General features: G+C 45.4%; 20 protein-coding genes. 9 read left to right on the top strand and 11 right to left on the bottom strand.

Going from position 1 to position 22,485, the window contains the following annotated elements; translation table 11 throughout:
- Positions 1–130 precede the first annotated feature (130 nt).
- Both trpR and sltY read right to left on the bottom strand, forming a co-directional pair.
- Complete coding sequence (gene trpR, locus R7Z47_RS14960) at positions 131–439, bottom strand: trp operon repressor (protein WP_005381892.1); 309 nt, start codon at positions 437–439, stop codon at positions 131–133.
- Between the two features lie 13 nt (positions 440–452).
- On the bottom strand, positions 453–2,399 hold the full coding sequence (gene sltY / locus R7Z47_RS14955) for a murein transglycosylase (RefSeq protein ID WP_373921413.1): 1,947 nt from the start codon (positions 2,397–2,399) through the stop codon (positions 453–455).
- Positions 2,400–2,763: 364 nt separating this feature from the next.
- Between sltY and ettA the strand changes: the two genes are divergently transcribed.
- The 3 genes from ettA (at position 2,764) to R7Z47_RS14940 (ending at position 6,062) form a co-directional block, all read left to right on the top strand.
- A complete protein-coding gene (gene ettA, locus R7Z47_RS14950) occupies positions 2,764–4,431 on the top strand; it encodes an energy-dependent translational throttle protein EttA (RefSeq protein ID WP_005381894.1) in 1,668 nt (555 codons plus the stop codon).
- 230 nt (positions 4,432–4,661) lie between these two features.
- Positions 4,662–5,021 carry a PilZ domain-containing protein gene (locus R7Z47_RS14945; protein WP_031781006.1) on the top strand — a complete coding sequence of 120 codons (360 nt, stop codon included), beginning with the start codon at positions 4,662–4,664 and terminating at the stop codon, positions 5,019–5,021.
- A 39-nt stretch (positions 5,022–5,060) separates the two neighbouring features.
- On the top strand, positions 5,061–6,062 hold the full coding sequence (locus tag R7Z47_RS14940) for a M23 family metallopeptidase (protein ID WP_005381900.1): 1,002 nt from the start codon (positions 5,061–5,063) through the stop codon (positions 6,060–6,062).
- Between the two features lie 77 nt (positions 6,063–6,139).
- On the opposite strand, the gene tyrA is transcribed toward R7Z47_RS14940, so the two are convergent.
- From tyrA to nagZ, 3 genes are all read right to left on the bottom strand, one after another.
- A complete protein-coding gene (gene tyrA, locus R7Z47_RS14935) occupies positions 6,140–7,267 on the bottom strand; it encodes a bifunctional chorismate mutase/prephenate dehydrogenase (RefSeq protein WP_005381901.1) in 1,128 nt (375 codons plus the stop codon).
- 21 nt (positions 7,268–7,288) lie between these two features.
- On the bottom strand, positions 7,289–8,365 hold the full coding sequence (locus R7Z47_RS14930; protein WP_005381904.1) for a 3-deoxy-7-phosphoheptulonate synthase: 1,077 nt from the start codon (positions 8,363–8,365) through the stop codon (positions 7,289–7,291).
- A 207-nt stretch (positions 8,366–8,572) separates the two neighbouring features.
- Complete coding sequence (nagZ, locus tag R7Z47_RS14925) at positions 8,573–9,556, bottom strand: beta-N-acetylhexosaminidase (RefSeq protein WP_005381905.1); 984 nt, start codon at positions 9,554–9,556, stop codon at positions 8,573–8,575.
- 99 nt (positions 9,557–9,655) lie between these two features.
- On the opposite strand from nagZ, the gene R7Z47_RS14920 reads away from it, so the two are divergent.
- Positions 9,656–10,768: an anhydro-N-acetylmuramic acid kinase gene (locus R7Z47_RS14920; protein ID WP_064377041.1), complete on the top strand. Its 1,113-nt coding sequence runs from the start codon at positions 9,656–9,658 to the stop codon at positions 10,766–10,768.
- A gap of 36 nt (positions 10,769–10,804) precedes the next feature.
- Positions 10,805–11,734, top strand: coding sequence for an N-acetylmuramic acid 6-phosphate etherase (gene murQ / locus R7Z47_RS14915; RefSeq protein ID WP_054574290.1), 930 nt, complete (start codon positions 10,805–10,807; stop codon positions 11,732–11,734).
- Positions 11,735–11,785: 51 nt separating this feature from the next.
- On the opposite strand, the gene R7Z47_RS14910 is transcribed toward murQ, so the two are convergent.
- The gene (locus R7Z47_RS14910) at positions 11,786–12,058 is read right to left on the bottom strand and encodes a hypothetical protein (RefSeq protein WP_318130197.1); all 273 of its coding nucleotides are present in this window, start codon (positions 12,056–12,058) and stop codon (positions 11,786–11,788) included.
- 114 nt (positions 12,059–12,172) lie between these two features.
- Positions 12,173–12,514 carry a DUF2799 domain-containing protein gene (locus R7Z47_RS14905; protein WP_005381912.1) on the bottom strand — a complete coding sequence of 114 codons (342 nt, stop codon included), beginning with the start codon at positions 12,512–12,514 and terminating at the stop codon, positions 12,173–12,175.
- A 280-nt stretch (positions 12,515–12,794) separates the two neighbouring features.
- Here R7Z47_RS14905 and R7Z47_RS14900 point away from each other — a divergent pair, with 280 nt between their 5' ends.
- The 4 genes from R7Z47_RS14900 (at position 12,795) to R7Z47_RS14885 (ending at position 17,448) form a co-directional block, all read left to right on the top strand.
- Positions 12,795–14,279 carry a carbon starvation protein A gene (locus R7Z47_RS14900; RefSeq protein ID WP_005381914.1) on the top strand — a complete coding sequence of 495 codons (1,485 nt, stop codon included), beginning with the start codon at positions 12,795–12,797 and terminating at the stop codon, positions 14,277–14,279.
- A 193-nt stretch (positions 14,280–14,472) separates the two neighbouring features.
- Positions 14,473–16,143, top strand: coding sequence for a sensor histidine kinase (locus R7Z47_RS14895; RefSeq protein WP_005381915.1), 1,671 nt, complete (start codon positions 14,473–14,475; stop codon positions 16,141–16,143).
- Between the two features lie 31 nt (positions 16,144–16,174).
- Positions 16,175–16,903, top strand: a complete 729-nt coding sequence (gene btsR, locus R7Z47_RS14890) for a two-component system response regulator BtsR (protein ID WP_005381917.1) — start codon at positions 16,175–16,177, stop codon at positions 16,901–16,903.
- A gap of 71 nt (positions 16,904–16,974) precedes the next feature.
- Complete coding sequence (locus tag R7Z47_RS14885; protein ID WP_064377040.1) at positions 16,975–17,448, top strand: low molecular weight phosphatase family protein; 474 nt, start codon at positions 16,975–16,977, stop codon at positions 17,446–17,448.
- A gap of 46 nt (positions 17,449–17,494) precedes the next feature.
- Here R7Z47_RS14885 and ispH read toward each other — a convergent pair whose 3' ends face one another.
- The 4 genes from ispH to ileS form a co-directional block, all read right to left on the bottom strand.
- Entirely contained in the window at positions 17,495–18,460 is a 966-nt protein-coding gene (gene ispH / locus R7Z47_RS14880) for a 4-hydroxy-3-methylbut-2-enyl diphosphate reductase (RefSeq protein ID WP_017636164.1), read from the bottom strand.
- A gap of 23 nt (positions 18,461–18,483) precedes the next feature.
- Positions 18,484–18,915, bottom strand: a complete 432-nt coding sequence (fkpB, locus tag R7Z47_RS14875; RefSeq protein ID WP_005381922.1) for an FKBP-type peptidyl-prolyl cis-trans isomerase — start codon at positions 18,913–18,915, stop codon at positions 18,484–18,486.
- A gap of 156 nt (positions 18,916–19,071) precedes the next feature.
- Positions 19,072–19,581 carry a signal peptidase II gene (gene lspA, locus R7Z47_RS14870; protein ID WP_025768433.1) on the bottom strand — a complete coding sequence of 170 codons (510 nt, stop codon included), beginning with the start codon at positions 19,579–19,581 and terminating at the stop codon, positions 19,072–19,074.
- A gap of 73 nt (positions 19,582–19,654) precedes the next feature.
- Positions 19,655–22,483, bottom strand: coding sequence for an isoleucine--tRNA ligase (ileS, locus tag R7Z47_RS14865; protein WP_167415020.1), 2,829 nt, complete (start codon positions 22,481–22,483; stop codon positions 19,655–19,657).
- Between the last annotated feature and the right edge of the window lie 2 nt (positions 22,484–22,485).

Genomic DNA, 22,485 nt, shown 5'->3' with positions numbered 1-22,485 from the left:
CTTTAAAATACAAAACGCCCGATGAAGTACATCGAGCGTTTTAGTTAAAAAGTGTCAACCCATATCAGGACGGGTCAGTAATCTTAGTCACTTGTAACACCAAGGCCTAAAAGCAAATTGGATATACTGTCTACTTAGATACTGCAACTTGTTCTAACAAGACTTTCAACTTGTCTTTTTCTTCATCAGATTTCGACTTTAGTTCGTTAGAGCCACGAGTAATGGTGGCAATGCCCACACCAAGCATCTGACTGATCTGACGTTGAGATAATTCTCCTTTAAGAAGTTCGTTAATTATATTAACGCGTGATATTAATGACTCTCTCTCATCACGTGACATCAGCATAGTTAACAGCATGTCATCTTGCTGGGTGCCCATACTTGTTCGAATTAGCTCAATAATCTGTTGCCAGTCTTTGTACTCGGGTTCGTGCGACATCAAGTTACCTCACTCAATACTTGGTATTGATCTCATGTTGATTCAAGAACGCGCCATCGATACCCAAAAGATCACGATAGTATGTTTCAAACATCAAGATGTTTTGTACATAACCGCGCGTCTCTTTAAATGGAATTGCCTCAATAAAGGCATAAGCATCCACTTTTCCTTGGGTACGCTCTCGCCACGTTTTTACTCTGTTAGGACCTGCATTATAAGCAGCAAGAGCAAAAATACGATTATTATCGTAATCCTCTAATAAACCTTGCAAATAATGGCTACCAATTTCGATATTTTTTCCTACATTGTAGAGGTCCTGCGTACCTTGATAACTCAACTTATATTTACGTGCCGTGTACTTCGCCGTCGCAGGCATGATCTGCATAAGACCACGAGCGCCAACTGGAGAGCGGGCTTCAACATCTAACGCACTTTCCTGTCGAGCGAGAGACATCATCGTGACGGGATCAATGTTGTGCTTTTTCGCATAAAAGTTAAACCACCAGCGGTGTGCTATTGGGAACCTAAGTTCGATATTATCCCACATCTGCGCTTGAATACTCGCGGTCACCGTTAGGTTATGCCAACGTTTAAATGATGCATAAGCCGCCAACATCGCCTTTTCATCTTTTCCTACGCGGCGCAGTAAGTGTGCCCATTCACTCTTCGCTGCTGCGATTTTATCCGTCGCGATCAACTCTTCGATACGAGCTAGCGAGTCTTGATAGGGTTGAACAACTTTCTTGTCCAACTTAACCGTATGCGTTGGGTATTTGATTGATTGCCCGATTGCATTGGCGGCAGCCACACTGTAGAAGTTTCGTTGCCCAAGCAGAGTTGCTAAACGCTGTTTCCCCGCGATGTCATCACCTAACGCTATTTCACTTCTTCCAAGCCAATATTGCCAGCGTAGCGTGGCTTGTTCTTCTTTATTTAGAACAGCAATCCACTCTTGTACGCCTTTCCAATCTGCATTTTGAATCGCTAAGCGGATGCGCGTTTCAATCAACGGTAAGTACTGACTGGTTTTCGTTTTATCATCGCGCCATTTAGCTAATGACTCAGACTCCGTACGAGTCAATCGAAATGCAATATAGTCGGCAAGTTCTTGCGCTTTTTCTGGAGAAAACTTCTGTCCTTTAATGACGGCATCGTACGCACCTTGTGCTTGGCTAGTGTTCATGCGAGCCAACTTTTCTAACGCATATTCACTTTGCGCTCGATTAAAATCATTCGCAGGTTTTTTCTTCGCGAATTCCCCAACACTTGAAGGATTATCAAACAACGCTTTCATTTCTTTGGCTTGTTGCTTTGCCTGCGCTGATTTAGGCAGTTTGAGCAAGTAACTCATCAAACCGCCATTACGAGCATCAAACGCCAGTAACATACGCTGTAGAATCAGTTCATCGGTACGCTCACCCGCCTTGTCCCATGCTTCAAATAATGGGTCACACTCATCAGCAATGCTGATGCCACGTAACCACATATGTTCAGCCCCTTTAAACGCCGCGACTTTCTTGCCTTGCTTTAATTGAGCTACGTAGAAAATACATTGGTAACGCTCACCACTAGGAATGACTTTTTGAAACTCAGTAATGGTTTTCCAATCTTTTTGCTTATAAAGATGATTGAGGTATGGAGCGCGAACTCGACGAGAAAATGGAAAAGACTCGTGCTCAGAAATAAACTCGTTCACCTGTTGTGGTGACTTTTCCGGTAACTGTCTAATAAAAGTGCGGTAATCCACATAAGGCGTTAGTGGATAGTCAGAAATTTTAGGACGAATCGAAAGGTATCCGTCGATGTCATTTTTATCTAATAAATCTTGAGCTTGCTCATATACTTCGCGCTGCTTTTCCAAACTCAGCGCGGCATTAGCACTCAAACTCATAGCACACAACGCGGCGGCGCAGCATACGTTTTTAGCCAATTCAGATACGTTGAATCTCATTTGTGTCATTTTCCCCAGACATATACTGCCCTAAAGCCTAGTTTTGTTAGAGTTCATGTGATGTTAAGGCAATTTTCACACATGCATCTATTTACACAGAATGCAGATGTCCATGTAAAGCAACTTAGTGTATTAAAAATTGTACTCGTCAAACTTTTAAGACGATGGAGACAAAGCGTTTCTAACTCGCATAGAAAACACTTCGTCATTCTTAACGAATAACAAAAGTGTATACCCTAACCGTGTAAGTTTCCGGTCAGCTCAAAATAAGAAATCCATTCGTTAGGGAAATTCTTGCAATGCGGTAACAAAAACAAAGCACTTGGTATAAAATGATGGGTTTGAATGACAGTTAATTTAGGAACGATCGGCAATGGCTGAATACGTATATACCATGTCGCGGGTGAGCAAAATTGTGCCACCTAAGCGTCAAATTCTTAAAGACATCTCTCTGAGCTTCTTCCCTGGTGCGAAAATCGGTGTTTTAGGTCTGAACGGTGCAGGTAAATCCACACTGCTACGTATCATGGCAGGTATCGACACGGATATCGACGGTGAAGCGCGTCCACAACCTGGTCTAAACGTAGGTTACCTACCTCAGGAACCAGTATTAGACGAATCAAAAACCGTTCGTGAAGTTGTTGAAGAAGCGGTTGCTGACGTTGCTGACGCTCTGAAACGTTTGGACGCAGTCTACGCAGCATACGCTGAACCAGATGCAGACTTCGACGCACTTGCAAAAGAGCAAGGCGAGCTAGAAGCCCTTATCCAAGCGAAAGATGGTCATAACCTAGAAAATGCGCTTGAGCGTGCGGCAAACGCACTTCGTTTACCTGAATGGGACCAAAAAATTGCGCACCTATCAGGTGGTGAACGCCGCCGTGTGGCTATTTGTCGCTTGCTACTTTCTAAGCCAGACATGCTATTGCTTGATGAACCTACCAACCACCTAGATGCAGAATCAGTGGCTTGGCTAGAGCGCTTCTTAGTGGATTACACAGGTACCGTAGTAGCCATCACCCACGACCGTTACTTCCTAGATAACGCTGCGGGCTGGATCTTAGAACTGGACCGTGGTGAAGGTATCCCATGGGAAGGCAACTACACCTCATGGCTGGAGCAAAAAGACGCTCGTCTACAACAAGAAGCCTCCCAAGAGAGTGCTCGCCAAAAGACTATCGAGAAAGAGCTTGAGTGGGTACGTAAAAACCCTAAAGGTCGTCAAGCGAAGTCAAAAGCACGTATGGCTCGCTTTGAAGAACTGCAAAGCTCTGATCACCAAAAACGTAATGAAACCAATGAACTGTTTATCCCACCTGGTGAGCGTCTAGGTGATAAGGTTATTGAAGTGAAGAACCTGACTAAGTCATTTGACGGTCGTGTTCTGATTGATGACCTGTCATTCAGCATCCCTAAAGGTGCGATTGTTGGTATCATCGGTGCGAACGGCGCAGGTAAATCGACGCTATTCAAGATGTTAAGTGGTACTGAACAACCAGACTCGGGCACAATTGAGATGGGCGATACAGTAAAACTAGCATCTGTCGATCAGTTCCGTGACAGCATGGACGATTCTAAAACCGTATTCCAAGAGATCTCTGAAGGTGCTGATATCATTAAGATCAACAACTTCGAAATCCCAGCTCGTGCATACTGTTCACGCTTTAACTTTAAAGGCAGTGACCAACAAAAGATTATTGGTGAACTATCGGGTGGTGAGCGTAACCGAGTCCACCTTGCGAAGCTTCTTAAAGCGGGCGGCAACGTGTTGCTACTCGACGAACCAACCAACGACCTTGACGTTGAAACACTGCGTGCTCTAGAAGAAGCATTACTAGAGTTCCCTGGTTGTGCAATGGTTATCTCGCACGACCGTTGGTTCCTTGACCGTATCGCGACCCACATCATTGACTACCGTGACGAAGGCCAAGTTAACTTCTACGAAGGTAACTACACAGAGTACATGGATTGGTTGAAGAAAACATTGGGTCCTGAAGCCGCAGAACCACACCGTATCAAATACAAGCGTATTGCGAAGTAATCGCAACCCACAAAGTTTGATTGTAATTTGTACAAAGGCCGCTATCATAGCGGCCTTTGTTTTCTTTGTTATAAAAAGAGCTCATTAGCCCGTCTCGTTCGTTAAGAACATGACGTTGCACTTACGTCACTCTGTAGCGACCTCGACACTTTTCAAACAACAATCGAACACTTTTTGTTCGTATTGATATACTATTCAATTCTGTTTGACGACCTGACGAGAATATTCATATGACAGAGAGACGACGCTTTTCACGTATTCTCCATCAAGCTCCAGCTAAGATAGAACAACGTGATTTGGCAATTGAAGCTAGGATTCAAGATCTTTCCTTGCATGGTTTACTCATGAAAGTGGAAGAGACTGAGGCTTTGGATCCAACCCTTCCAGTCCATGTGACTTTTTCATTTGATCAATCCGAACAAGTGATTACGTTAAAAGCGCAAATTGTGAATGTTTCTAAGTGTGAGATTAGGTTGAAGATCGCTAAGGTAGACATCGAAAGCATTAGCCAACTAAAACGATTTATAGAATTGAATGTAGGCAATAACGACCTTCTGAATCGAGAGTTAGAGCACCTCTCTGGTTTTTAGGAGAAAAATAAATGAACGCCTATTTAAGTAACAATAACTATGTCTAAAAAAATCATCATGCAGATCCCGACGAAAGACGGCGATCAGCAGTTCTATTTGGGCCGCAGTTCGGTCCTAGCAGTATTTGCTTCAGTATTGGCATTACCCGCCGTCGTTGGTGGCGCGTGGTACCTTAATCAGCAGCAGATGCACAATAAAGACGAACTAACACAAATCATCGCCAAACTGGAAAGTGAAAAGGCCGAAGTGACGGCTCTTTACGAAGAACAGCTTGATACCAATCATTCGCTTTCCCAGTCTTTGACGGACAAAAACAATCAAATTCAGCTATTGGGCAAACGGGTATTCGACGTTGAATCGGTTTTAGGTCTCGCAGACGAAGAGTTGATGATCGATGAGAACAGCATGGGGTTAGAGGAGCGAATTGACGCAGCCGCTATCGATTCTGCTGTTCGAGCGACGATGTTCCGTTTGATACCAAATGACAGTCCAGTCACATACCAACGTATTTCTTCTTCTTACGGCAGTCGTATTAATCCGATTTCAGGTAAGAGGCATGTTCATACTGGTATCGATCTGACTTGTAAAAGAGGAGAAGAGATCCTGGCACCGGCTGACGGTGTGGTGGAAACCGTTCGCCCGAGCAATCGTGGTTATGGTAACTATGTCACCATTCGTCACTCATTTGGCTTTATGAGCTCCTTTGCTCATCTACAACGCTTCAAAGTGAAAAGCGGTCAGTTTGTTAGTAAAGGCGACATCATTGCTCAATGCGGTAACTCTGGCAACTCCACAGGGCCACACTTGCACTATGAAGTACGCTTCCTCGGACGAGCACTCAACCCTCAATACTTAATGGAGTGGACGCCAGAAAACTTCAATGACGTCTTTGAAAAAGAGAAAAAAGTGAAATGGGGACCTTTGGTTCAATTGATTGATAACGTTGTACGTCTACAAGTCAATTTAACCAATTCACCCTATCGCGATACCAGTATCAACACAGTATCAAGTGAAGATACGAGTAATACTGCGACGAACTGATTTGTCCATCAACACGAAAAAGAGCAGCTTACGCTGCTCTTTTTGTTTCGGACTCTGCACGGCTAAATGACCCGTGATTAGCCGCGATGAATATTATCATTCGCCTGTTTGAGTAAGTTTTGGCTCTCATTCATAAATTGTTGAGAATAAGTACCAAACCAATCACTCACCTGCTTAAAGCTTTCGATGAATCGCGCTTTGTCTCTGCTATCCAGAATCGCTACCGCATCACCTAAACGCTGATGGAATCGCTTGATCATATCGATATTCTCTTGAGAAGAGAAAATGATATCACCGTACAAGTTCGGATCCTGACCAAACAGTCGTCCCACCATCGCCAATTCAAGGCGGTAGATTGGCGAGCTTAACTTCAACAACTGATCGATGTTCGGATTCTCTTTGCTAAGGTGCATACCGTAAGCAAACGACGTGAAGTGGCGCAGCGCCTGAATCAACGTCATGCCATGATCGTGCTCTTGTGCATCGATTTGGCACAAGCTTGCGCCCCAAATCCCAAACTGTTGCAATAGCCATTGGTAATGCTCGTGACCACGGCCATCACAGTACACAATAACCTGCTTGGCAAGGCTCGGAACATCTGGGCCAAACATTGGGTGCAAACCAACCACAGGACCTTGGTGCACATTCAACATTGCTTGCAGAGGCTTCGACTTGATAGAAGTCAGGTCACACAGAATGCAGTCTTGCGGCAAGTTCCCCAGTTTTTCGATCACCCCTTCCGTTAGATGAATCGGCACCGTGACCACGACTAAACCCGCGTTGTCTAGAATCTCATCCGCATGATCCCAGTCTTTACTGCCGAGAACTTTGACCTGGTAGCCCGACAATTTGAACATACGCCCAAACAGGCCACCCAATTGACCATTACCACCAATAATAACAACTGAGCGTAAATCAGGGTTCAAACACTTAAAACCGGAATCTTTCTCGCTGGCATAAGACTCACGCATTGTTCGACGCAGAATATCTTCAATAAGCTGTGGAGGAATTCCCATTTTTTCAGCTTCAGCGCGACGAGAAGCTAACATCGCCGCTTCGCGGTCTGGAGCATAAATTGGCAAACCATGTTCGCTTTTTACTTCCCCAACTTTCTCTACGAGCGCTAAACGCTGAGCCAATAGCTCCAACATTTGCTTGTCGACTGCATCAATCTGATCGCGTAATGCGTTAAGTTCAACTGCCATTGATGTTCCTTAAATCCTGTATTAATTAGCCTTTAGACGATTTTCTAAGAAAGGCACTAGCTCTTCATGTGCATGACGTAATAGTGCCTCAGTTGAATCCCAATTGATACATGCGTCAGTGATAGATACACCGTATTTCATCTCTTCAAGAGCTAAGTCAGAAGATTGATTTCCTTCATTGATATGGCTTTCAATCATAAGACCGATAATAGATTTATTGCCTTCACGGATTTGATGAATCACATCCTCCGCGACTAATGGCTGGCGACGGTAATCTTTACGTGAGTTGGCGTGACTGCAATCCACCATTAATGAAGCATCAAGACCAGATTTCGCCATCTCTTGCTCACACTCAGTGACTGATACCGAATCGTAGTTAGTTTGCTTGCCGCCACGTAAGATCACATGTCCATTAGCATTGCCCTGGGTGGTCAACAGTGCGACTTGTCCCTCACGGTTAATTCCCATAAAACGGTGGCTAGAGGACGCAGCTTGCATCGCGTTAATTGCGGTTGCCAAACTGCCATCGGTGCCATTCTTAAAACCGATTGGCATAGACAGGCCGCTTGCCATTTCACGGTGAGTTTGTGACTCCGTCGTACGAGCACCGATGGCTGCCCAGCTAAAAGTATCCGCCAAGTATTGTGGGCTAATTGGGTCTAGAGCCTCAGTCGCGAGCGGGATTTCCATCTCTGCCAACTCCACCAGAAGTTCGCGTCCAACATGCAGACCGTGTTCAATATCGAAACTGCCGTCTAGGTGTGGGTCATTGATCAGGCCTTTCCAGCCGACCGTGGTGCGCGGCTTCTCAAAGTAAACACGCATAACAATATACAGTTGGTCACTTAATTGTTCAGAGAGTGCTTTAAGTCGCTTTGCGTAATCCTTCGCCGCTTCTACGTCGTGGATAGAACATGGACCGCATACAACAAGCAGGCGGTGATCCTTCTTGTGAATAATATTAGCGATAGTTTGACGAGACTCTTGAATAAAGCGACGTGCTTTTTCACTCAAAGGAAGCTTGGTTTTTAGTTCCTCCGGAGTAATAAGAACCTGTTCTTCGATAATATTAATATTGCTCAACTCACTTTTCTGCATAACTCTAACCTGTATATTTATTTTTACACCCAACCAAACCTTTGGTGAGACAACTAAGCTTTAACGACAAGATAACAGGCTAAAAAAGAAAAACAAGCGTACATAATAAAAAACATTTAGTGTAAACCTAGGTTTACAGTTAAATAAAAAGCCAAAGTATAATTAACTTTGGCTTCTCATCGCTGTTTTGAATCTTTTACAAGAGGTTTAGCTAGTCAAGCGTTTCATCGCTTCACTCGCCGCTTTCCACTCTTGAGATAGCTTAAGTTCGCTTGGAGAAAATGACTGTTTTTTCAGTAATCCATCCGCGAGTGGCACGGTTGAAACCGGTAAGTTGTCTAATACCTCAACGTGCGCTTCTCGTTTATTACACATTAACAACATATCGCAACCAGCTCTCAATGCTTGAGCACCTCGCTCGGCTGGGCTGCCCATAATCGCAGCGCCTTCCATGGTCAAGTCATCCGAAAAAACCAAACCTTTAAAACCCAATTGCTGACGCAGGACCTGTTTTAACCAGTATTCAGAACCGCTGGCTGGTTGAGCATCATAATGTGGGAAAATCACGTGAGCAGGCATCATGGCATCTAAAATACCGGCATCAATTTGCGCTTTGAAGATCGCCATATCTTGTTCAAAAATATCACTGCGCTCATCGTATGGTGTTTCTAGATGTGAGTCTGCAATCACGCCACCATGTCCAGGGAAGTGCTTGCCTGTCGTTGCCATGCCAACACTCTTCATTCCCTGCATATATGCAGTGCTATAGCGAAGAATGGTATCGGCATCTTCACCGAATGCGCGGTTACCGATCGCTTTACATTGATGGCCTTGGTCAAGTACCGGGGCAAAGCTTAAATCAATATCATGGGCAATCAGCTCTGCTGCCATTAACCAACCGCCCATACGAGCAAGCTCTTCACCATTTTGATGTTTAGCGTACTCATCAGCAGCAGGAATTAATGAGAAACCTTCACGAAAGCGCTGCACTCGGCCGCCTTCTTGATCCACACCGATCAAAAACGGGCGCTTAGCCGCCTTTCGGATGGATTGAGTAAGTGCTTGAAGCTGTTCGCTATCATGATAGTTGCGAGCAAATAGAATTAAGCCACCAACCGTAGGATGCTCCAAGATTTCTTTGTCTTCAGCGGTCAGTTCATACCCCGCAACGTCAACCCATAACGGTCCCATGTTTTCTCCTCAAAATCGGCTGAATATCTCGTATTCGATGAGGTTATTCGCTTCAGATTTGCTTTACAATAAGTGAATGAAGAATTGACGAGATCGGCTATGAAATTTAACGAACTATACATTGGTGTGATGTCTGGAACGAGTATGGATGGTGTTGATACCGCTCTAGTTGAAATAAGCGATGAGCATGTTCGCCTGATTGCGCACGACGACTACCCAATGCCCGCAGCACTAAAAGACATGCTGTTATCTGTTTGTACCGGTCAAGCAACAAATTTAAAAGCCATAGGTGAACTTGACCATCAGCTCGGCCACCTATTTGCAGATGCTGTGTTACAGCTGCTCAATAAGTCTGGTTACGTCGCAGAGCAAATTCGTGCGATTGGTAATCACGGTCAAACAGTGTTCCATCAGCCTACCGGAAACTTGCCGTTTACCACTCAATTGGGCGATGCCAACATTATCGCGGTCAAGACAGGCATTGATACGGTAGCGGATTTTCGTCGTAAAGACATGGCGCTAGGTGGACAAGGTGCCCCACTCGTCCCTGCTTTCCATAAAAGCATTTTTGCGATGCAGGATTCCACAACTGTGGTGCTTAACATTGGAGGCATTGCCAATATCTCTGTACTGCATCCAGAACAACCAGTCATTGGCTATGACACAGGCCCGGGCAATATGTTGATGGACGCATGGTGTGCGCTGCATAAAGGGCAAAGCTTCGACGAAGATGCACAATTTGCACTTAAAGGAACGGTAAACGCTACTTTGTTGACTCAATTACTCAAAGAAGCTTACCTCACCATGCCAGCCCCTAAAAGTACCGGACGAGAACTGTTCAATATTGACTGGCTGCATCAACAAATGGTCCATCACAAGTTACCAATCGAAGACGTACAACGTACACTTTGCGAGTATTCTGCAATTACCATTGCCAACGAAGTCGACAAGTTTTCTCATGGCATCACACCTCAACTATTGGTCTGTGGCGGTGGAGCAAGAAACCCGCTTTTGATGCAACGACTGGCCAAGTTATTGCCACAATGGAGCGTTGCGACAACGGCAGAAAAAGGTGTTGATGGCGATTACATGGAAGCAATGGCGTTTGCTTGGCTTGCGCAGCGCCATATTCACGGCCTCCCCAGCAACTTACCGGAAGTTACGGGGGCAAGTCGTCTCGCTTCACTGGGTGTACTCTATTCAAAAAATTAAGGGCAATAGATCCTAAACAAAAAGGCTTAATTCATTATGACGAACGATGCACTTATCGCAGCTTTATCCCATCTGGTATCTGAAGGGCGAAATCCAGACACCATGGACATCGACTTGCTGCCTTCTCTCGATATTGTTCAACGCATCAACCAACAGGACAAACTCGTTCCTCTTGCCGTTGAAAAAGTATTGCCTGAGATCGCTGAAGCCGTTGATAAGATCACGGAAGCATTTAAGGTCGGAGGTCGGTTGTTTTACATCGGTGCGGGTACCAGTGGTCGACTTGGCGTTTTGGACGCTTCAGAATGCCCACCAACTTTTGGCACAGATCCAGAGATGGTCGTTGGTATTATTGCCGGTGGAAAAGAGGCAATGTTCCGTGCAAAAGAAGGGGCGGAGGACGACCCTACATTAGGCGAGCAAGATCTTAAAGAGAATACGCTAACACAACGCGATGTCGTCGTTGGTATTGCGGCAAGTGGACGAACACCTTACGTGATTGGTGGCTTAGAGTATGCGAACGAGCTTGGTGCCACCACTGTAGCACTATCTTGTAACCCTGACTCTCCGATTGCAGATATTGCCGATATTGCGATTAGCCCCGTTGTTGGACCTGAAGCGTTAACGGGGTCCACTCGCTTAAAATCAGGGACGGCACAAAAACTCGTACTAAACATGCTCACTACCGCAAGCATGATTCGCCTGGGCAAAAGTTATCAGAACTTAATGGTAGATGTGAAAGCGACGAATGCAAAGCTAGTTGCAAGAGCGGCTCGTATTGTTATGCAAGCAACAGATTGTACTAACCAAGAGGCTAAAACGGCTCTCAAAGAAACGGACTACGACGCCAAGTTAGCTATTTTGATGATTTTAACCGGGCTGGATAAAGAAAGCGCGACTGAGCAACTGAAAGCCAAACAAGGATATTTAAGAAAAGTCGTGATCGATCAAGCGAATCAATCTTAATCAATAAAGCGCCTCACTTATTTAAAAGTCAGGCGCCTTTTATGGCTTAATTTAGTAGTTCAATCGTTCAATGTGAGTAATACCGACTTTATCTTCAAGGTCGCTGAACATATGAACCATTGCTGGGTATGGTTGTGCTCCAGGGTAGACAACTTCTGCATTACAGAAAAACGCATAGTTTTGTCCGGCTACGACTTGAGTAGCCACAACCAAAGGGGAGTATTTGACACCGACAAACCCCTCGATACCTTTAGCAAATACTTCTTTATTCTCTGCTGTGAGTTCATGAAATGGACTCCAGCCACCAGCCATTTGCGTTGACATAATGTGATTCCTTTTTTTCTGTGCTCACTATCAAGCAATGTGAACATAGTTTAATAAGGAAGATTTTGCCACATTTATGTGATGCAGACAGTGTAACAACGGCTTTATTGACTATTAATTTGAGTATTCATTCCAACCACGTTGCCATTCCATGCGGAATTTTTGCGCTTGCTCAGTACCTTCACAAACCCCTTCGTAATACTGACCAGATAACCCCATTTGATACGCAAAAGCAGGATTACAGTACTCACGTAAACCTTCTAAATAACCTTGGTCGTAGTCACTTTGCTTAACACTACCCAACTCACGAAGCTCGCTCATCGTGCGCGATGTGTGTCCGGTTATGCCATCTTGATATCCGATCTGATGCCAATCTCCCGACTTGGCAAGATCTGCTGTCGTTGCTGTGCATCCTGCAAGTAAAGCCAGTGCCAGACCTACCGTTACCTTTTTCATGGTTCTTCCTTAAGTAATTGTTTTCAAAAATAAGCTTACCACTAATTATTGGCGCTTGCCGCTGAGCTTGCAGATTTAACCACTGATGACTCAAATCAGCCGCTCAAGACTGTCATCAACCTTTCGCCATTTTTAAAAACCGCTCAAGCAGCATATCGACCACTCAGTGCTCTATTCGACCACTCATCTACTAACCGAATGCATTTAACACAAGTGACGCATAACATGCATCCTGAGATTAAAAAATTACCCTACCCAACTAAGACCAAGGACAATTGCTATGATGTGGTTTCTAACCTGTGTCGCAGCCCTAATCGGCGGATACTTCATCTACGGCGCTTTCGTCGAGAAGATTTTCGGCATCAATGAAAAACGCCAAACGCCAGCTCACACCAAATCGGACGGTGTTGACTTCGTTCCAATGTCAACAAAGAAAGTTTACCTAGTTCAACTACTTAACATCGCAGGTGTTGGTCCAATTTTTGGCCCGATCATGGGGGCACTATACGGTCCTGCGGCGATGCTTTGGATTGTAGTCGGTTGTATTTTTGCTGGTGCAGTACACGATTACTTCTCAGGCATGCTTTCAGTGCGTAACGGCGGTGCATCTGTACCTACCATTACAGGTCGCTACCTAGGTAATGGCGCAAAACACTTTATGAATATTTTTGCCATTGTCCTATTGCTTCTAGTTGGCGTAGTGTTCGTTTCAGCCCCTGCTGGCATGATTACCAACCTCATCAATGATCAAACAAGCTTGAGTGTAAGCATGACAACGATGGTTATTGCTATCTTTGCTTACTACATCATTGCGACGATTGTTCCTGTCGATAAAATCATTGGTCGTTTCTACCCACTGTTTGGCGCCCTACTTATCTTTATGTCTGTTGGCCTAATGACAGCCGTTGCTTTCTCTAGCGAACACACAGTAATGGGTGACTTCCAAGTTTCGGACATGTTCTCTAACCTCAACCCAAATGACATGCCGTTATGGCCTGCATTGTTCATCACTATCGCATGTGGCGCTATCTCTGGCTTCCACGCAACTCAGTCTCCACTGATGGCGCGTTGTATGGAAAATGAGAAAAACGGTCGCTTCGTATTCTACGGTGCAATGATTGGTGAAGGTGTTATCGCTCTAATTTGGTGTGCTATCGCTCTGTCTTTCTTCGGCTCTCTAGACGCTCTATCAGAAGCTGTGAAAAACGGTGGCCCTGGTAACGTGGTATACAGCGCATCATTTGGTCTGCTAGGTGTGTTCGGTGGTATCCTTGCGTTCCTGGGTGTGGTTATCCTACCAATTACGTCTGGCGATACAGCGTTCCGTTCAAGCCGCTTGATCCTTGCTGAATACTTCAACATGGAACAAAAAACGCTACGTAACCGTCTACTGATGGCACTTCCACTGTTCGTTATCGGCGGTATCTTAACTCAAGTAGACTTCGGCATTATCTGGCGCTACTTCGGTTTTGCAAACCAAACAACAGCGGTAATGATGCTTTGGACTGCGTCCGCTTACCTACTGCGTCACAACAAGCTGCACTGGATTACCACTATCCCAGCTATCTTCATGACCACGGTATGTGTCACGTTCATCTTAAACAACAGCTCGCTAGGTTTTGGTCTGCCAATGCAACTATCAACTATCGTAGGTATTGTGTTTGCCCTAGCTGTGACAGGTTACGTTATCAAAACCTCTAAGGGTAAAGGTGAAACTGAACTGGCTGACGAAGAGAAACCACAAGCCGTATCAGAAACAGCGTAATACTCGTCACATCTGAGTGACTAAGATAGGAGCCTGCCAATTGCAGGCTCTTTTTGTTTTATACCCAAGTCACTTTAAGACTCAGAAAGCACAGCGCAGCATCATTTACTTAGCTGTTCTTATCTATCTGAGCCAAGCATCTTGAGGTTACTTAGGTATACAATAACAACATTGATTCTAGGTTAGGTTCACTATGGAACTGGTCATCTCCCTTTTACAACAGATGTGTGTGTACTTAGTTTTGGCTTACATGCTAAGTAAAACGCCAATCATCTTACCTTTGCTGAGTATTTCTTCGCGCTTAAGCCACCGCCTAATTTGTTACGTACTCTTCTCTGGCTTTTGTATTCTCGGCACCTATTTCGGTCTGCACATCAACGATGCTATTGCCAATACTCGTGCGATCGGCGCAGTTATGGGCGGGCTGTTTGGTGGACCTGTTGTAGGTTTCGCCGTCGGATTTACTGGTGGCATCCATCGATACTCTCTTGGTGGCTTTACTGACCTAGCCTGCGCAATTTCAACCACCGCCGAGGGCGTAATTGGTGGCTTGCTCCACGTTTACCTTATCAAGCGAAATAAAGGCGCATTGCTGTTTAATCCAAGCGTCGTATTCAGCGTCACGTTTGTTGCAGAAGTGGTGCAAATGATTTTGCTGCTCGCCGTCGCGAAACCTTTTGATCAAGCCTATGAACTGGTGTCCGCTATTGCAGCGCCTATGATCATCGCGAATTCATTTGGTGCGGCGTTGTTCATGAGTATCCTGCAAGACAGAAAAGCAATCTTTGAAAAGTTTTCTGCGACGTTTTCGCGTCGAGCGCTCACCATTGCTGATCGCTCAGTGGGAATTCTAAGCAACGGCTTCAACACCGAAAACGCAGAGAAAATCGCACGTATTATTTACGAAGAAACCAAAGTGGGCGCTGTCGCGATTACTGACCAAGAAAAGATCTTGGCGTTTGTGGGCATTGGCGATGATCACCATAAACCAAACACGCCGATTTCATCGCAAAGCACATTAGACTCCATGGAGAAAAACGACATCATTTATCTTGATGGTGCGGAGCGTCCATACCAATGCTCCATTGCAAAAGATTGCAAGCTCGGATCTGCGCTGATCATCCCACTGCGTGCAGGGAAAGAGGTCATTGGTACCATAAAGCTGTATGAACCGAAGCGTAAATTGTTCTCGACGGCCAACATGTCGATGGCGGAAGGAATAGCCCAGCTTCTATCTAGCCAAATCCTTTATGGCGATTACCAACAACAACAAGCCTTACTCGCCCAAGCAGAAATAAAATTGCTTCACGCTCAGGTGAATCCACACTTTTTGTTTAATGCACTCAATACTATTAGTGCGATTACTCGTCGTGACCCTGACAAAGCGCGCGAGCTAATCCAAAATCTATCGCACTTCTTCCGCAGCAATTTAAAGCAGAACATTAATACCGTGACGCTAAAGGAAGAGCTTGCACATGTGAACTCGTACTTGAGCATCGAAAAAGCGCGTTTTACGGACCGCTTAGAGGTTGAAATCGATATTCAACCTGAATTGCTGGACATCAAATTACCAAGCTTTACACTCCAGCCTTTGGTTGAGAATGCCATTAAGCATGGCATTTCAAACATGCTTGAAGGTGGTAAAGTTCATATATACAGCGAAGCACACCCACAAGGTCACTTGATTACCGTCGAAGACAACGCAGGCAGTTTTGAGCCGCCAAAAGAAAACCACTCAGGGCTAGGTTTAGAAATTGTCGACAAGCGTCTCACTAATCAATTTGGACGTGATGCAGCGCTAAAAATTACGTGCGAGCCACATCAATTTACTAAAATGAGCTTTATCATTCCCCCAAAATCATAAAAGCACGCTGAAGCAATAAAGGTAATGTTGGATGTTAACCGCACTCGTCATTGATGATGAACAGTTTGCTCGTGAAGAGCTAGCAGAGTTACTGGATGAAACAGGCCAAGTTGAGGTCGTGGGCGATGCCTCAAACGCAATCCTCGGCCTAAAAAAAATCAATGAACTTAAGCCTGATGTGGTGTTTCTCGATATCCAAATGCCTCAAGTCACGGGGATTGAACTACTTGGGATGCTTGATCCAGAAACCATGCCTTATGTGGTTTTTGTCACGGCTTATGATCAGTATGCGATTCAAGCATTTGAAGACAATGCCTTTGATTACTTGCTCAAACCTGTCGACCCATGCCGGCTAACTAAAACGGTAAAACGACTAAACAAAGTCATTAGCCAATCCGCCCTAACGCAACAACTGTCTGCTATTACACCTGACACGTTGGATCAGATACCGTGCATCGGACACAACCGCATCGTTATCATGGCCACCGACACGGTGGAATGTGCTTACAGTGATATCAGCGGCGTGCATGTACGCTCCACCAGCCAAACCGCGAGCACCCAACTGACATTAAAAACGTTGGAAGAGAAAACCCCTCTAGTCCGCTGCCATCGTCAATACTTAGTCAGTATTAAAGCGATTAGCGAAATCAAGTTACTGGAAAATGGGTTAGCGGAAATCATCACCAAAACAGGCTTTGAGATACCAGTAAGCCGCCGCTACTTAAAGGTGCTCAAAGAGATGCTCGGCATTAGCCACTAACACAAAAACTTCACACATCATCGCTGAGTTTCCGCTAGCGTATAAATAGGACGCTCTGAAAAGACGAGGCGATGATGTATAAAGTTTTATTCATATGTAAGCACAACGCTGGACGAAGCGTCCTCGCGGAGTCAATCGCAACCAATATCCTGTCAGCGGATTTTAGTGTCACCAGTGGAGGCTCACATCCCACAGGCAAGGTGCACCCAGTGGTGCAAAAATATTTAGATGACCACCAACTCCCCATTCCGCATATCCACACACATTCATGGGAGGAGCGAACTCAGTTTCTTCCCGACATCGTTATTATTCTCTGTGATTCTTTACATCAAGAAACCGCTCCTCAGTGGCTTGCGGGGGGCGTTCGAGTAAACTGGCAAGTTGATGCTTTTCCGACCTATGGTTCTGATGAAGACATGTACGCACATTGCGAAAAGGTTGCTCAATCGCTTGAGCGAAGAATCACGAAGATGTCTGATATGATTATCGATGGTTTAGGAAAAGACCAAATTCGTGATTACCTAAATGAGTTAAGAGAGATGTAAAAAAGGCGACCCACAGGTCGCCTTTTGAATATTCGATAAATGGAGACTAATCCACTTGCTTGATTTGCAATTCTTTAGGTACTTCAAAGAACATATTCTCTTCACGGCCAAGTACTTCATCAACCGCTTCGGCACCAACGAGTTCTTTGATTCGCTCTAGAATCTGATTAACGAGCTCTTCCGGAGCAGATGCTCCCGCAGTCACGCCGACCTTTGTTTTGCCTTCGAACCACTCAGGTTTGATATCTTCCGGACAGTCGGTTAAGTAGCCAGGTGTCCCTAGCTTTTCAGCTAGCTCTTTAAGACGTGTAGAGTTTGATGAGTTTTTAGAACCCACCACAACCATCACATCTACGTCACCAGCTAATTCACGCACGGCATCTTGGCGGTTTTGTGTCGCATAACAGATATCGTCTTTACGTGGACCTTGGATATCTGGGAACACGCGGCGTAGCTCTTCGATAACATCGGCAGTTTCATCGACAGAAAGCGTCGTTTGGCTTACGTAATGAAGATCGGATGGATCTTTCACAATCGCCTTCAGTTTCTCAACATCGGCTGGAGTTTCAACCAAGTACATACCACCGGTTTCACTGGCGTATTGCCCCATCGTACCTTCGACTTCAGGGTGACCTGCGTGACCAATCAGAACCACTTCCATATTACGACGGCTCGCACGCGCCACTTCCATATGCACTTTGGTTACCAAAGGACACGTTGCGTCAAATACGGTCAAATCACGCAGCTTGGCTTCCTGACGAACCGCCTGCGATACACCATGAGCAGAAAAAATCACAATGTTGTTGTCTGGCACTTCATGCAGCTCTTCAACGAAGATAGCACCACGTTGTTTTAGCCCTTCAACCACAAAACGGTTATGCACCACTTCATGACGCACATAAATCGGTGGCTGATACATCTCTAGCGCACGCTCTACGATGCTAATCGCACGGTCTACACCAGCACAAAAGCCGCGTGGGTTAGCTAATAGGATTTTCATTTCATTGCTCATGGAAATTATCTTTATTGGGTTCGCTATTCTACTGACAAAATTTCAACTTCGAAAGTCACGTCTTGTCCCGCTAGAGGATGGTTGAAGTCCACAGTGACTGAATCGCCTGCAATCTCTGTAATAATGCCCGGGATTTCCATGCCATCAGGGCCACTGAAGGCCATGATTGTACCAACTTCCACTTCTGCATCACCTACAAATTTAGTGCGATCCATATAGTGAATATGATCAGGGTTTGGCATACCAAACGCGTCTTCTGCCTTTAGCTCAATCGCTTTTTGTGCGCCTGTTTCGAGGCCGATCAAGCATTGCTCAAAGTTTTCACTCAAGCTTCCATCACCCATAACAAACTTCGCTGGTTTACCCATGTTATGAGTACTATCTGCAACCGATCCGTCTTTCATTTTAATCGTAAAGTGAAGGGTTACTACCGATTCATTGGTTATTGTTGTCACGTTACTGCTTCCTTGTTCTTGGGTTATTACGCTATCAGCTTGGTCTTTTTATACATTGATATGATGATTGGCGCTCCAACATAATAAAAAGCGTCGCTCGAATCAACGGGCGACGCTTAGGGTTATTCAACTTTTCGCAATATACACTGCCACTACTTAGGCTTTCGCCTCGTCTTTCTTTCGAAAGCCGTCAAGAATAATCATCGCGGCACCAATACAGATCGCCATGTCAGCAAGGTTGAATGCTGGCCAGTGGTAGTTACCCCAGAAGAAGTCTAGGTAATCAACAACAAAGCCATGAACGACGCGGTCAAACACGTTGCCCACTGCACCACCAATAATCAGTGCATAAGCAATGTTGTTCCATTTTTCTTTTGCTGGAAGCTTGCTCATCCAGTAGGTCAAAAGACCCGTCACAACAAACGCGATACCTGTAAATAACCAACGCTGCCAACCAGCTTGATCGCTCAAGAAGCTGAAAGCGGCACCGTAGTTATGAACGTAAAGTAGGTTGAAGAATGGCAACACCTCAATTCGGTTTGCCCATCCGTAGCCCATGTTGTCCATCACCACCAATTTGATGCCAATATCTGCAATAAATACCAGAATTGCTAACCACAGCCAGCGAACTCCAGATTGCTTTAACGTCAGTGCTTTTTCACTCATTACTTTACCTACAAACAGCCCCAGTAAATACTGGGGCTGTTAATTTTAAAAAAAGTTCAGTCGTTCTAGGCAATTACGCGAATTTACGTACTTCACCTTCGCCGTCTACGTTAGACACACAACGACCACAGATCTTCTCGTGACCTTCGATTGTGCCTACGTCTGGCGTGTGGTGCCAACAACGGTCACACTTCTCGCCTTCAGCTGCAGCTACTTCAACAAACAAGCCTTCGATATCCGTCGCTTGTGCTGCATCAGTCTTCTCACCCAGAGGCTTAACTTTCGCCGCAGAGGTTAGTAGAACAAAGCGCAGTTCATCTTCAAGTTTGTTGATCTTCGCCGCTAGTGCGTCATCAGCAAATAGAGTCACTTCAGCTTGTAGTGCACCACCAATGGTTTTCTCTTTACGCGCATCTTCTAGAAGTTTGTTAACCGCACCACGAACCGCTTGGATCTCAGTCCAGAATTCGTTGTTCAGCTCTTCACCTTCAGCAAGACCGAATAGACCGTCAAACCACTCACCAGTGAATACGAACTTGTCGCGCTCGCCTGGCATTTCGTTCCAAATTTCATCTGCAGTGAACGACATGATAGGAGCCATCCAACGAACAAGCGCTTCAACAATGTAGTAAAGCGCAGTCTGACAGCTACGTTGAGCGTTGCCGCCACGTTTTGCTGTGTACTGACGGTCTTTAATTACGTCTAGGTAGAAAGAGCCCATTTCGATCGAACAGAATTGCATTAGACGCTGAGTCACACCGTGTGTGTTGTACTCTTCGTATGCTTTAACGATCTCTTCTTGTGCTGCTAGTGCACGACCAACCGCCCAGCGATCTAGCGCAACCATCTCTTCAACAGGAACGATGTCTGTTTCAGGGTTGAAGCCGCTCAAGTTAGCTAGGAAGAAACGCGCTGTGTTACGGATACGACGGTACGCATCTGCGCTGCGTTTTAGGATTTCATCAGAAACCGCAACTTCACCCGTGTAGTCTGTAGAAGCAACCCATAGACGAAGAATGTCAGCACCTAGCTTGTTGGTTACGTCTTTTGGCGCAACCACGTTACCGATAGATTTAGACATCTTACGACCCTGACCATCAACCACGAAACCGTGTGTCAGTACTTGTTTGTAAGGTGCTTCGTCTTTCATCGCAATAGATGAAATTAAAGAAGATTGGAACCAACCGCGGTGTTGGTCAGAACCTTCTAGGTATAGGTCTGCACTGTTGCCGTTGTACTCTTCACGAGCATCAACAACAGAGAAGTGAGTGACACCTGAATCGAACCATACGTCTAGCGTATCTAGCACTTTTTCGTATTGGTCAGCGTCAGCACCTAGTAGTTCAGCTGCATCGACATCCCACCATGCTTGGATGCCTTTCTCTTCAACCAGCTTAGCGACTTTCTCGATCAGCTCTAGCGTGTTTGGATGAAGTTCTGCTGTTTCTTTATGAACAAACAGAGCAATTGGCACACCCCAAGTACGTTGACGAGAGATACACCACTCAGGGCGACCTTCGATCATACCTTCGATGCGGCTTTGACCCCACTCAGGCATCCACTCTACATTCTTGATTGACTCTAATGCTTTAGCACGTAGGCCAGCTTGGTCCATAGAAACGAACCATTGAGGTGTAGCACGGAAGATGATTGGAGTCTTATGACGCCAACAGTGTGGGTAGCTGTGCTCGTAAGCGTGGTGGTGTAGTAGTGCACCTTTTTCTTTTAGTACTTCTACTACTGCATCGTTCGCTTTAAATACGTGCTGACCAGCAAATAGCTCTGTATCTGGTAGGTAAACACCGTTTGAGCCAACTGGGTTTGCTACTTCTAGGTTGTACTTATTACCAACCGCGAAGTCTTCTTGACCATGACCAGGTGCAGTGTGAACAACACCAGTACCTGAATCAGTTGTAACGTGATCACCAAGGATCGCCGGTACAGTGAAATCGTAGAATGGGTGTTGGAATTGAGAAAGCTCAAGATCCGCACCTTTCGCAAAACCTAGGTTGTGGAAGTGCTCGATACCAGCACGGTCCATTACGTCTTTCGCCAGCTCAGCAGCAACGATGATACGCTCAGCGTTGTCGCCTTCTGTTTGGATAAGCACGTACTCTAGATCATCACGTAGACATACTGCGCGGTTTGCAGGCAGTGTCCAAGGTGTTGTTGTCCAGATAACGATAGATACGTCACCGTGACCTTCATGACCTTCTGTCAGTTCAAATTTAGATAGCAGTGCCGCTTCGTCAGCCGCTTTAAAACGAACGTCGATAGATGGCGATACTTTATCTTTGTATTCTACTTCCGCTTCAGCAAGAGCAGAACCACAGTCTGTACACCAGTGAACAGGTTTGAAACCTTTTAGAAGGTGACCATTGCTTGCAATCTTACCAAGAGCACGAATAATGTTCGCTTCAGTTGCGAAATCCATAGTGCGGTATGGCTTGTCCCACTCACCCATGATACCAAGGCGTTTGAAGCTCTCTTTCTGACCTTCAACCTGACCTGCTGCGTACTCACGACATTTCTCGCGGAACTCAGCTGCTGTCACTTTTTGACCTGGTTTGCCAACTTTTTTCTCTACCATCAATTCGATTGGTAGACCGTGGCAGTCCCAGCCTGGGATGTAAGGTGCGTCAAAACCTGAAAGTGTTTTGGATTTAATAATAATGTCTTTAAGAATCTTGTTTAGTGCGTGACCAATGTGAATGTCACCGTTCGCATAAGGAGGGCCATCGTGCAATACAAATGACTTTTTGCCTTTTTTAGCTTTACGGATTTCACCGTAAAGATCTTCTTTGTACCAACGCTTAAGCATTTCTGGCTCACGATTAGCCAGGTTGCCGCGCATTGGAAACCCTGTTTCAGGTAAGTTCAGGGTATCTTTATACTCACTCATCG

The organism is Vibrio sp. 1641 (assembly GCF_033339995.1).
GTDB lineage: Bacteria > Pseudomonadota > Gammaproteobacteria > Enterobacterales > Vibrionaceae > Vibrio > Vibrio alginolyticus.
This window is presented reverse-complemented; position numbering and strand designations above follow the sequence as displayed.

What these genes read in the sequence shown, in the direction of transcription:
- trpR (WP_005381892.1), bottom strand. Translation starts at nt 439, where the DNA reads ATGTCGCACGAACCCGAGTACAAAGACTGGCAACAGATTATTGAGCTA.
- sltY (WP_373921413.1), bottom strand. Translation starts at nt 2,399, where the DNA reads ATGACACAAATGAGATTCAACGTATCTGAATTGGCTAAAAACGTATGC.
- ettA (WP_005381894.1), top strand. Translation starts at nt 2,764, where the DNA reads ATGGCTGAATACGTATATACCATGTCGCGGGTGAGCAAAATTGTGCCA.
- R7Z47_RS14945 (WP_031781006.1), top strand. Translation starts at nt 4,662, where the DNA reads ATGACAGAGAGACGACGCTTTTCACGTATTCTCCATCAAGCTCCAGCT.
- R7Z47_RS14940 (WP_005381900.1), top strand. Translation starts at nt 5,061, where the DNA reads ATGTCTAAAAAAATCATCATGCAGATCCCGACGAAAGACGGCGATCAG.
- tyrA (WP_005381901.1), bottom strand. Translation starts at nt 7,267, where the DNA reads ATGGCAGTTGAACTTAACGCATTACGCGATCAGATTGATGCAGTCGAC.
- R7Z47_RS14930 (WP_005381904.1), bottom strand. Translation starts at nt 8,365, where the DNA reads ATGCAGAAAAGTGAGTTGAGCAATATTAATATTATCGAAGAACAGGTT.
- nagZ (WP_005381905.1), bottom strand. Translation starts at nt 9,556, where the DNA reads ATGGGACCGTTATGGGTTGACGTTGCGGGGTATGAACTGACCGCTGAA.
- R7Z47_RS14920 (WP_064377041.1), top strand. Translation starts at nt 9,656, where the DNA reads ATGAAATTTAACGAACTATACATTGGTGTGATGTCTGGAACGAGTATG.
- murQ (WP_054574290.1), top strand. Translation starts at nt 10,805, where the DNA reads ATGACGAACGATGCACTTATCGCAGCTTTATCCCATCTGGTATCTGAA.
- R7Z47_RS14910 (WP_318130197.1), bottom strand. Translation starts at nt 12,058, where the DNA reads ATGTCAACGCAAATGGCTGGTGGCTGGAGTCCATTTCATGAACTCACA.
- R7Z47_RS14905 (WP_005381912.1), bottom strand. Translation starts at nt 12,514, where the DNA reads ATGAAAAAGGTAACGGTAGGTCTGGCACTGGCTTTACTTGCAGGATGC.
- R7Z47_RS14900 (WP_005381914.1), top strand. Translation starts at nt 12,795, where the DNA reads ATGATGTGGTTTCTAACCTGTGTCGCAGCCCTAATCGGCGGATACTTC.
- R7Z47_RS14895 (WP_005381915.1), top strand. Translation starts at nt 14,473, where the DNA reads ATGGAACTGGTCATCTCCCTTTTACAACAGATGTGTGTGTACTTAGTT.
- btsR (WP_005381917.1), top strand. Translation starts at nt 16,175, where the DNA reads ATGTTAACCGCACTCGTCATTGATGATGAACAGTTTGCTCGTGAAGAG.
- R7Z47_RS14885 (WP_064377040.1), top strand. Translation starts at nt 16,975, where the DNA reads ATGATGTATAAAGTTTTATTCATATGTAAGCACAACGCTGGACGAAGC.
- ispH (WP_017636164.1), bottom strand. Translation starts at nt 18,460, where the DNA reads ATGAGCAATGAAATGAAAATCCTATTAGCTAACCCACGCGGCTTTTGT.
- lspA (WP_025768433.1), bottom strand. Translation starts at nt 19,581, where the DNA reads ATGAGTGAAAAAGCACTGACGTTAAAGCAATCTGGAGTTCGCTGGCTG.
- ileS (WP_167415020.1), bottom strand. Translation starts at nt 22,483, where the DNA reads ATGAGTGAGTATAAAGATACCCTGAACTTACCTGAAACAGGGTTTCCA.